Annotated in this window: 5 protein-coding genes; 3 read left to right on the top strand and 2 right to left on the bottom strand. The window is 68.7% G+C overall.

The window, feature by feature from the left end; all coding sequences use genetic code 11:
- Positions 1 to 209 precede the first annotated feature (209 nt).
- Positions 210 to 6,242, top strand: a complete 6,033-nt coding sequence (locus tag DIE11_RS09180; RefSeq protein WP_124623027.1) for an alpha-2-macroglobulin — start codon at positions 210 to 212, stop codon at positions 6,240 to 6,242.
- Between the two features lie 10 nt (positions 6,243 to 6,252).
- Positions 6,253 to 8,490, top strand: a complete 2,238-nt coding sequence (gene pbpC, locus DIE11_RS09185; RefSeq protein ID WP_124623029.1) for a penicillin-binding protein 1C — start codon at positions 6,253 to 6,255, stop codon at positions 8,488 to 8,490.
- A 17-nt stretch (positions 8,491 to 8,507) separates the two neighbouring features.
- Here the strand turns inward: pbpC and DIE11_RS09190 are convergent, their stop codons facing one another.
- Positions 8,508 to 9,128, bottom strand: a complete 621-nt coding sequence (locus DIE11_RS09190; protein ID WP_059607227.1) for a LemA family protein — start codon at positions 9,126 to 9,128, stop codon at positions 8,508 to 8,510.
- Positions 9,129 to 9,208: 80 nt separating this feature from the next.
- Positions 9,209 to 10,738 (bottom strand): YgcG family protein, encoded by a 1,530-nt coding sequence (locus DIE11_RS09195; protein ID WP_185633736.1) that lies wholly within the window; start codon positions 10,736 to 10,738, stop codon positions 9,209 to 9,211.
- A gap of 88 nt (positions 10,739 to 10,826) precedes the next feature.
- On the opposite strand from DIE11_RS09195, the gene DIE11_RS09200 reads away from it, so the two are divergent.
- On the top strand, positions 10,827 to 11,519 hold the full coding sequence (locus DIE11_RS09200; protein ID WP_124623032.1) for a hypothetical protein: 693 nt from the start codon (positions 10,827 to 10,829) through the stop codon (positions 11,517 to 11,519).
- The last annotated feature ends 21 nt before the right edge of the window (positions 11,520 to 11,540 follow it).

Genomic DNA, 11,540 nt, shown 5'->3' on the forward strand with positions numbered 1-11,540 from the left:
GACAATGCTTTTATAGTCCAATAAATGTTCCGCAATCCGAGACAATCGACATTTCGCTGCATTTTTGTGTCGTCGACGCGACAATTCTGCTTCGGAATGCCGGCGTATTGCAAGCCGGCGACACGCCGTCTCCATTCATCCGCTCACATGCGCGTCGGTTAGAATCGCGTGCAATCAAACAGAAAGCTTCCCTCCGAGGGCATCGAGCGATGAAGCAGCACGACAAGCACAACAATACGAATTCAACCCGTCACACCACACGGCTGCTCTGGCGCATCGGCGCGGTCACGGCGCTCGGCGCTGCCGCGGCACTGTCGCTGCATGCGGGCGCCGCACGCACGGTGAGCGTGTCGCCGCAAGGCACCGTCACCGAAGTGCGGCAAAGCGTCGTCAAGTTCGACGAACCGATGGTCGCGTTCGGTTCCGCCTCCGCGCCGAGTCCCGCGCGCATGACCTGCAACGACTCCACCGCCGCACGCGGCCAGGGACACTGGCTCGACGACAAGACGTGGGTCTACGATTTCGAGAACGACCTGCCGCCCGGCGTGCGCTGCTCCGTCGCGCTCAACGACACGCTGCGCTCGGTCGCCGGCAATGCGGTCAGCGGCCCGCGCCGCTTCACGTTTCAGACCGGCGGCCCGTTCCCTGTGACAGTGCGCCCCGGCTCGCGCGAGATCGAGGAGCGCCAGGTTTTCGTGCTGAAGCTGAACGGCCCGGCCGAGCCGCGCTCCGCGCTCGCGAACATCTGGTGCGAAGCGGCCGGCATCGGCAACCGCATCCCCGTCACGGCCGCCGACGACGATACCCGCAACGCGCTGCTCGACCACTTCGGACTGAAGAAGGACGCCGCGCGCGTGCTGACGCTGTCGTGCGCGCAGGCGCTGCCCGCGAGCGCGAAGATGCAACTCGTCTACGGCAAGGGCGTCGCGAGCCCGAGCGGCATCGCGAACGACACCGAGCGCCGCTTCGACTTCACCGTGCGCGCGCCGTTCGCCGCGAGCTTCTCGTGCGAGCGCGAAAATGCGAAGGCGCCCTGCACGCCGCTGCGTCCGCTCACGCTGTCGTTCAATGCGCCGATCTCGCGCAAGAACGCCGAGGCGATCAAGTTGCGCGGCCCTGACGGTTCGCTTTCACCGACCTTCGCGGCCGACGATCACAGCGACGAAGTGACGACCGTCACCTTCAACCCGCCGCTGCCCGCGCAGGCGAACCTGACGATCGAGCTGCCGTCCGGCCTGCACGACGTGACCGAGCGCTCGCTCGCGAACCCAGACCTGTTCCCGCTCGCGACGCGCACCGCGCCGATGCCGCCGCTCGCGAAATTCTCGTCGGGCACCTTCGGGATCGTCGAGCGTTTCGCCGAACCGGATACGCCTGCGCTCGTGCCCGTCACGCTGCGCAACGTCGAGGCCGACCTGCATGTCGCGGGCCTCAACACGAGCGGCGCGCAATTCTCGAACCTGAAAGTCGACGACGACACCGCGATTCGTCAATGGATGCGCACCATCGAGCGCTTCGACAACTGGTCGATGACGGCCGGCACGATCGACGAGCGCATCCCGGGCCTGCTCCGGCGCAAGGGCCAGCACCCCGTCTACGTGCCGCTCCAGGCCGGCGAAAAGATGCCCGCGCCGCAGAACCGTCGCATCGACGTGCGCTCGCTGTCGCTGCTCGCCGGAGAGCCGGGTGCGCAGGCACTGACGTTGCCGAAGGCTGATCCGAAGGCGCTGCGTCCGTTCGAGGTCGTCGGCGTGCCGATCGAAAAACCCGGCTTCTACGTGCTCGAACTCGCGTCGCCCGCGCTCGGCCGCTCGCTGCTCGCGAAGCCGTCGAGCATGTACGTACGTACCACCGTGCTCGTCACGAACCTCGGCGTGCATCTGAAACAGGGCCGCGAGAATAACCTCGTGTGGGTCACGACGCTCGACAAGGGCAAGCCCGTGCCGAACGCGCGAATCCGCGTGTCGGATTGCAACGGAGACGAAATCGCGTCCGGCAAGACCGATGTGCACGGCCTGCTGAAGATCGACGGTGCATTCGAGCCGAAGCACGAATGCAGCCAGTCGGAACGCTTCGACGACTACTTCGTGTCGGCGCGCGTCGACGATCCCAGGACGGGCCCGGACATGGCATTCGTCAGCTCGAACTGGAACCGCGGGATCGAATCGTGGCGCTTCAACGTGCCGACCGACACCGACAGCGCGCCGACCGTGCGCGCGCATACCGTATTCGACCGCACGCTGCTGCGTGCCGGCGAAACCGTGTCGATGAAACACTTCCTGCGCACCGAGACGCTGCAGAGCCTCGCGTTCCCGGCGCAATACCCGACGCGCGTGACGATCCGCCATCTCGGCTCCGACCAGACCTACAAGCTGCCGCTCACGTGGTCCGCCGACCACAGCGCCGACACGCGATTCACGCTGCCGCCCGCGGCGAAGCTCGGCGAATACAGCGTCTCGCTCGAAGGCGGCCCCGACGATGCACCGACCGCCAGCTACTACAGCGGCAGCTTCCGTGTCGAGGCATTCCGCCTGCCGGTGCTCAAGGGGTCGATCGGCGCGCGCGACGCGCAGAAGAGCCCGCTCGTCGCGGTCAAGGAAGCGCCGCTCGCGGTGCAGATCGACTACGTGTCGGGCGGCGGCGCATCGAACCTGCCCGTGCAGGTGTCGGCGCTGATGAAGTGGGCGTCGCCGCCGTTCGCGGATCGCTTCGAGGACTTCAGCTTCACGCCGTATCGTCCGGAGCGCAGCGACGGCAATGCCGACGACGATGCGCAGGACGGCGACAGCGCATCGGCCGCGAACAACGATCCCGACGCGACCCGGTTGATCGCGGACAAGCTGCCGCTGACGCTCGACCGCAACGGCGCCGGCACCGTCACGCTCAAGGGCCTGCCCGACGTCGACGCGCCGAAGCGCATCGCGCTCGAGGCAACGTTCGCGGACCCGAACGGCGAAGTGCAGACGATCCGCGGCGACACGATCCTGTGGCCGGCCGCGGTCGTGGCCGGCATCAAGGCCGGCCGCTGGGTGTCGGTCGGCCAGCGCGTGCCGGTGCAGGCGCTCGCGGTCGACCTGCAGGGCAAGCCGCGCGCATCGGTGGCGGTCGAGATCAAGGGCGTCGCGCACATCACGACGTCGTCGCGCAAGCGGATGGTCGGCGGCTTCTACGCATACGACAACAAGAGCGACACGCGCGACCTCGGCGTGCTGTGCTCGGGCAAGACCGACGACAAGGGCCGCATGGCCTGCGACGCGACGCTCGAACAGGCCGGCAACATCCAGTTGATCGCGGTCGCGAAGGACGGCGACGGCCGCACGTCGAATGCGTCGACGTCCGTCTGGGTCACGCGCGAGGACGAACTCTGGTTCGGCGGCGACAACACCGACCGGATCGACGTGATCCCGGAAAAGACGTCCTACGAGGCGGGCGAAACGGCCCGCTTCCAGGTTCGCATGCCGTTCCGCTACGCAACCGCGCTCGTCGCGGTCGAACGCGGCGGCGTGATGGAAACGCACATCGTCGAACTCAACGGCAAGAACCCGACCGTCGACCTGAAGGTCGGCGAATCGTGGGGGCCGAACGTGTACGTGTCGGTGCTCGCGTTGCGCGGCCGAATTCGCGAAGTGCCGTGGTACTCGTTCTTCACCTGGGGCTGGAAGGCGCCGGTCGAATGGGCCCGCGCGTTCTGGCGCGAAGGCCGTCACTATGAAGCGCCGACCGCGTTCGTCGATTTGTCGAAGCCCGCGTTCCGCTATGGCCTCGGCGAGATCAAGGTCGGCACGGGCGTGCATCGTCTCGGCGTGTCCGTGACGACCGACGCGACGCGGTACACGGTGCGCAGCAAGGCGCAGGCGCACGTGAAGGTCACGCTGCCGAACGGCCAGCCGGCGCCAGCCGGCACGCAGATCGCGGTCGCGGCCGTCGACGAGGCGCTGCTCGAGCTGATGCCGAACAACAGCTGGGACCTGCTCGACGCGATGCTGCAGCGACGCGCGTACGGTGTCGAGACGGCCACCGCGCAGATGGAAATCGTCGGCCGCCGCCACTTCGGCCGCAAGGCCGTGCCGGCGGGCGGCGGCGGCGGCAGCTCGCCGACACGCGAGCTGTTCGACACGCTGCTGCTGTGGAATCCGCGCGTGACGCTCGACGCGAACGGCAGCGCGACCGTCGAGGTGCCGCTGAACGACGCGCTCACGCGCTTCCGGATCGTCGCGATCGCGGCGGTCGGCCCCGATCGCTTCGGCACCGGCAGCACGTCGATTCGCAGCACCCAGGATCTGCAGCTGATCTCCGGGCTGCCGCCCCTCGTGCGTGAAGGCGATGCGTTCCGCGCGCAGGTCACGCTGCGCAACACGACCGACCGCGCGATGCAGGTCGTCGTGACGCCGCGCGTGACGGGCCTCGACGTCGCGCCGCAAACCGTGTCGCTCGCGGCCAATGCGGCGACGGAGATTGCATGGACGATCACCGTGCCCGAGCAGGCGCTCGACGCGGCCGGCGCATTGAACTGGCGCATCGAGGCGGCCGAGCAAGGTGGCAAGCGCGCGTCCGATGCGCTGGCCGTCGCGCAGAAGGTCGTGCCCGCGCTGCCGGTCACCGTGCAGCAGGCCACGCTCACGCAGGTCGACGGCACGCTGACTGTGCCCGTGTCGGCTCCGGCCGGCGCCGTCAACAACGCACAGGGCGCGCCGCGCGGCGGCATCGCCGTGTCGCTGCAGTCGAAGCTCGCCGACGGCCTGCCCGGCGTGCGGCGCTGGTTCGAGCGCTATCCGTATCGCTGCCTCGAACAGCAGACGTCGCGCGCGATCGGCCTTCATGACGCCGCGCAATGGCAGGCGCTGGTTGCGCGCATGCCGGTGTACCTCGACAGCGATGGCCTCGCGAGCTACTTCCCGCCGTCGTCCGACGATGCACACTACGGCAGCCCGACGCTGTCGTCTTACCTGCTCGTGGTCGCCGACGAGGCCGCACGCCTCGACGCGCGCTTCGCGCTGCCGGAAGACCTGCGCACGCAGCTCGAGGCCGGGCTCGCACGCTTCGTCGACGGCCGCATCGAGCGCAACGCGTGGGCGCCGCGCCAGGATCGCGATCTGCGCAAGCTCGCCGCGATCGAGGCGCTGTCGCGTTACGGTGCAGCGCAGGGCCGCATGCTCGGTTCGATCGAGATCGCACCGAACCAGTGGCCGACCTCGGCGGTGATCGACTATCACGCGATCCTCACGCGTGTGAAGGACATCCCGCAGCGTGACGAGAAACGCGCGCAGGTCGAGCAGATCCTGCGTGCGCGCCTCACGTACCAGGGCACGCAGCTCGTGTTCTCGACCGCGCGCGACGACGATCTGTGGTGGCTGATGACGAGCAACGAGACCAACGCCGCGCGTCTCGCGCTGGAATTCGCGGGCGACCCGGCGTGGAAGGACGAGATGCCGCGCATCGCGACCGGCCTCCTCGCGCTGCAACGCCAGGGCGCATGGCAGACGACGACGTCGAACGCGCTCGGCCAGCTCGCGATCGAACGCTTCTCGCGCACCTACGAGAGCACGCCGGTGGCGGGCACGACCAAGGTCGCGCTCGGCGGCAACGAGCGCGCGATTTCCTGGTCGCAGCCGCCGGCGCCCGCCGACGCCCCCGCGTCGGCCACCGCCGCGACCCGCGCCGCCGCCGCGCGCAGCGTGCTGATGCCGTGGCCGCGTGCGGCGCAGGCGCCGGCCACGCTGTCCGTCATCCAGGACGGAACGGGCCGCCCGTGGGCGACCGTCGAAAGCCTCGCGGCCGTTGCGCTGCGCGCGCCGTTCGCGGCCGGCTACCGGATCACGAAGACGGTCACGCCCGTGTCGCCCGCCGTCAAGGGTGTGCTGACGCGCGGCGACGTCGTGCGCGTGCATCTCGACATCGATGCGCAGAGCGACATGACGTGGGTCGTCGTCAACGATCCGATCCCGTCCGGCGCGACGATCCTCGGCTCCGGCCTCGGCCGCGACTCCGAATCCGCGACGCAGGGCGAAAAATCCCCGGACGGCGCGTGGCCGGCGTTCATCGAACGCGACTTCGACGGCTACCGCGCGTATTACGACTATCTGCCGAAGGGCAAACTCTCGGTCGAATACACGGTGCGGCTGAACAACGTCGGCACCTTCGGGCTGCCGCCGACGCGCGTCGAGGCGCTGTACGCGCCGTCCGTATACGGCCTGTGGCCGAACCCGCCGATGACCGTGAAGCCGGCCGACGCGGGCAAGTAACGAGTACGTGATGATCGATCGTGTATCGCCGCGGCCGGTGCGTTTCGCCGGCCGCGTATTCGTCGCCGTCGTGCTCGGCGCGCCGCTGGTCGCGCACGCGCTGCCCGGCTACGACGACGTGCGCCGCAACTGGCGCAGTTCCGACTGGGTGCTGCTCGCGCGCGACGGCACGCCGCTGCAGCGCACGCGCGTCGACCTCACCGAACGGCGCGGCGACTGGGTATCGCTCGCCGACGTGTCGCCCGCGTTCCGCGAGGCGATCGTCGTGTCCGAGGACAAGCGTTTCTACGAACACAGCGGCGTCGACTGGCGCGGGATCGCCGGCGCGGCGTGGGGCAATCTGTGGAACGAGCGCACGCGCGGCGCGTCGACCGTGACGATGCAGCTCGCCGGGCTGCTCAGCGATTCGCCGCGCCGCTCGGGCCAGCGCTCGCTGCCGCAGAAGGCCACGCAGGCGATGAACGCGCTGCTGCTCGAGCGCGGCTGGCGCAAGGACCAGATCCTCGAGGCCTACCTGAATCTCGTGCCGTTCCGCGGCGAGACGGTCGGGCTCGCCGCGCTGTCGCAGGTGCTGTTCGGCAAGGCGCCGTCCGGCCTCGACGCGCGTGAAGCCGCGATCGCGGCCGCGCTGGTGCGTGCTCCCAACGCGGCAAGCGCGAAGGTCGCCGAGCGTGCGTGCCGGATCCTGCGCGACATGCACGCGGAACAAGCGTGCGCATCGCTCGACGGCTACGTGCAGCTCGTGATCGCACGCCCGGCCAACGCCGTGCGCGACGACGGCGCCGCCCTCGCCCCGCACTTCGCGCGCCGCATCGCGGCCGAAGTCAGACCGGCGGCCGGCGCGCAGGTGCGCACGACGCTCGATGCGCCGCTGCAGCGCTTCGCGCGCGACACGCTGACGCGCGCGCTGACCGAGCTCAACGCGCCCGCGCACCGGCGCAACGTGCAGGACGGCGCGGTCGTCGTGATCGACAACGCGACCGGCGAGATTCGCGCATGGGTCGGTTCGTCGGGGGCGCTGTCGAGCGCGCGCGACGTCGACGCCGTGCTCGCGCCGCGCCAGGCCGGCTCGACGCTCAAGCCGTTCCTCTATGCGCAGGCGATCGACGAGAAACGGCTGACCGCCGCATCGCTGCTCGACGACGCACCGATCAACCTCGCGGCCGGTGGCGGACTCTACATTCCGCAGAATTACGACAAGGATTTCAAGGGCTGGGTGAGCGTGCGCAGCGCGCTCGGCGGCTCGCTGAACGTGCCGGCCGTGCGCACGCTCGTGCTCGTCACGCCGCACCGCTTCGCGCGCACGCTGACCGCGCTCGGCCTGCCGCTGGCGCAGGAAGGCGATTACTACGGCTTCAGCCTTGCGCTCGGCAGCGCGGACGTCACGCTGCTGTCGCTGACCAATGCGTATCGCGCGCTCGCGAACGGCGGTGTCGCGCGCAAGATCGTCGACCTGCCCGCGCCGTCGCCCGCTTCCGGCATATCGGCATCGGGGCGCACGGACAACGGCACGCGCGTATTCAGCGAAGCAGCCAGCTTCGTCGTCACCGACATCCTCTCCGACAACAACGCGCGCGTGCGCACGTTCGGCTTCGACAATCCGCTCGCGACGCGCTTCTTCTCGGCGGTGAAGACCGGCACGAGCAAGGACATGCGCGACAACTGGACGGTCGGCTTCACGTCGCGCTATACGGTCGGCGTGTGGGTCGGCAATGCGGACGGCTCGCCAATGTGGGACGTGTCAGGGGTGACGGGCGCGTCGCCCGTGTGGTCGGCCGTCGTCGGCTACCTGCACCGCGACTTGCCGAGCCGCGCGCCACGTCCGCCGGCCGGTGTCGAAATGCGCCGCATCACGTTCGAGCGCGACGTCGAGCCGTCGCGCGACGAGTGGTTCATCGCGGGCACGGCGCTCGACACGATCCGGCTCGCGGCACCCGTCACGCCGGGCAAGGACGGCGCGCGCGCACCGCTGACGATCGGCGCGCCGACCGACGGCACGATCTTCGCGATCGATCCGGACATTCCGCCGAAGAACCAGCGGATCTGGTTCGAGCGGTCTTCCGGGCATGCGGCGCGGTTCGCGTGGCGGCTCGACGACAAGGTGATCGGGCACGCCGACCGCCTCGCGTGGATGCCGTGGCCGGGAAGGCACCGGCTGGAACTCGTCGACGCGCGCGGCAACGTGGCGGATGCGATCGGCTTCGAGGTGCGCGGCGCGTTCGCGAAGCCGGCCGCGCGCAAGCCCTGAGTGCGCGGGCAGGCCGCTTACTGGCCGGCTGCGTTCGTCTTCGGCGGCTGATTGGAGAAGTCGATGACGGGCGCGGTCGAAATCGCGGATTCGTTCGCGACGCTGAAGTTCGGGCGCGGCTGATAGCCGAAGATCCGCGCGATCACGACACCCGGGAACTGGCGGATCTGCACGTTGTACTGCTGCACCGTCTTGATGTAGCGGCCGCGCGCGACCGCGATGCGGTTTTCGGTGCCTTCGAGCTGCGTCTGCAGATCGCGAAACGCCTCGTTCGCCTTCAGCTCCGGATATCGCTCCGACACCACCATCAGCCGGCTCAGCGCGCCCGATAGTTCACCCTGCCGCTGATCGAACGCCGCCAACGCGGCGGGATCCTTTGCCATCTCCGGCGTCATCTGCACGCTGCCCACGCGCGCGCGGGCCGACGCCACCTCGGTCAGCACGCGTTCCTCGTGCGACGCGTACCCCTTCACCGACGCGGCAAGGTTCGGCACGAGGTCGGCACGACGCTGATACTGGTTCAGCACCTCCGACCACGCCGCGTTAACGTCCTCATCCGACGACTGGATCGCGTTGTAGCCGCAACCGGCGAGCGGCGCGAGCACGCAGCACACGAGCAGGATTCGAAACCATTTCATTGTTTGTGACTTCCGGTTGAACGCTCCGGCTGGAGCGGTAAGTTGAAAAGAAACGTTCGCGCACGCGCCGCGCATGGCGGTTACCAGCGGCCCGATGCCCCGCCGCCGCCGCTCGAGCCACCACCGCCGGTGAATGAGTCGGACGAACTGGAACTGGAACTGGACGAGCCCGAGCCGGACGATGGCCATTTGAAGGACGAAGACGAAGACGAGGACGTGGAGCTGGATGACGACCCATCGCTGCCCGTCAGTTTTTCGACGATCCACAGGATCGCCACCACCACGCAGAAGACCGCCACCAGAACCTCGCCGGGCGAATATCCCATCAGATGCCCGATCCCGATCAACGCCAGCAACGTCCCGCCGATGATCGCCGTATTCTTGCGCACGCGTGCCGAGCGAACGACGCCGATACCGAGCAGCCACGCACCGACACCGATGCTCGTCGGGACGATCGCCAGCGCACCCAGGATCGCTTCCAGATCGCCTCTGAAAATCGCGCCTACCGGCAACATCGCAACCGGCACGATCGTCGCGACGAGGAAGCTGGCCGGCAACATCACCTGCCAACGCAGCTTGCGCCATTCGGTGACGACACCCAGCGTGACGCCGGTCAGCCCGAGCAGCAACCAGAACAGGAAGCTCCCGACGTCGTCGGGGGGAGTCTCCGGCAAGCCGTTCGACAGCCGCTTCGCATCGCCGGACGCCGCGCGCCGAGCGTCCTCGTCGGGCAGTGCGCTATCCGACGCCGCCATTTGCGGCGGCGTCATCTCCCGCACCAGTGCATCGACCGTATCGCTCACGCCGGCTTCGATACGCTTCTCGCGAAACGCCGGCACGATGCGCTCGCGGATGATTCGCCCTGCGACGATGTCCGGAATCGCGCCTTCGAGGCCGTATCCGACCTCGATCCGTACGGTGCGATCGTTCAGTGCGGCGACCAGCAGCAAACCGTTGTCGATCTTGCTCTCGCCGAGACGCCATTTCTCGAACACCGTGGTCGCGAACTGCTCGATGGTCGCGTGGCCGGTCGACCCGACCAGCAGGATCGCCATCTGCACGCCGAGCCGGCGCTCGAGATCGGCGAGACGGTCGGTCAATTCGGACGCACATGCGACACTGAGCACGCCCGTCATGTCGGTCACGCGGCCTGTCAGCGGCGGCGCCGCTTCGGGGTCGTGGGCCACGGGATAGGAGGCTGCGGCAGCCACGTTCGTGCAGGCCGACGGTGCATTGGCTACCGACGGAATCGCGCCATCGCCGGCGTCGGCCGGGGCGGCGAAGGCCGGGACGCAAAGGAACGCCGCGCCGGCCAGCAGCGCGGCGGCCACCGCCGCGTTGCCGATGCGGGCCTTGCCGCGGATACACGCGGGTCGCACCGCGTCGCGGGGCGTGCATGCCATCGATGCCGGATCGCCCTCGCAATCCGGGAGGCTTGACCGCCCCATCAGTCGTTTCAGGTTCATGTCGGAAACGGCGCACCAGCTCCGTCGGGAACGGCGCGTTCTCTCGTCATTTTTTAATCGTCCCGCAGCATAACCAATTGCGAAGGGAATCGAAAGGTTCAGGATCCGGCACGTTCGGCCGCGTCCCGTCAGGAAAACGGGCAAGCACCGCCCGGATTCGAGACATAAAATAGGAGCGGCACCGCCCCGCCGGCGCCCACCGGTTGCTTCACTCGCCCAAAGGCCCGCGACCATGAACCTTCGCCACCCGCGCTTCATCCGCCCCGCGCTGGGCACCGCCTGCGTCGCCGCCGTCGCGGCACTTGCAGGCTGCAACGGCGACGCCTGCTTCGGCGTCGATGTCTGCTTCAACAACACCAACACGCAGACCATCGCGCTGTCGGGCACGGCCGCCACGGGCGTCGCGCTCGCGAGCGCGTCGGTGACGGTCAGTTGCGCACAAGGCTCGGCGACGACGCTGACCGACGGCGGCGGTAACTACCGCGTGACGGTCAACGCCGTGCTGCCGTGCGTGATCACCGTCGCATCTAGCGGCACGAGCCTGCATTCGCTCGCCTACGCGGGCGGCACCTTCAACACGACGCCCGAGACCGAGCTGATGCTCGTCTATCTCGCCGCGCAACTCGGCACCAACACGGCCGGGCTGATCGGCAATTTCCAGGGGAATGCGCACTTCCAGAGCGTAATGGGCAGCCCGGGTGCGGTGCAGGCCGCGCAATCGGCGGTCGTGACGAATCTGCAGCAGCGCTATTCGGTCACACTGTCGACACCGGCCTTCCTGACGACGCCGTTCGTGGTCGGCCAGCCGGGCGTCGACAGCGATCTAGACGCACTGGCCAAGGCCGGCGCGATCGATTCGAACGGAATGCCGGATCCGGCCGCGATTTCGCTGCTGGCGCAGGCGGGCGCGGCGCAGCCGCTGTGAGCGGCCGGCGTGCCGTTGCGG

The organism is Burkholderia sp. Bp9012 (assembly GCF_003853825.1).
In the GTDB taxonomy this organism is placed as follows: Bacteria; Pseudomonadota; Gammaproteobacteria; order Burkholderiales; family Burkholderiaceae; genus Burkholderia; species Burkholderia diffusa.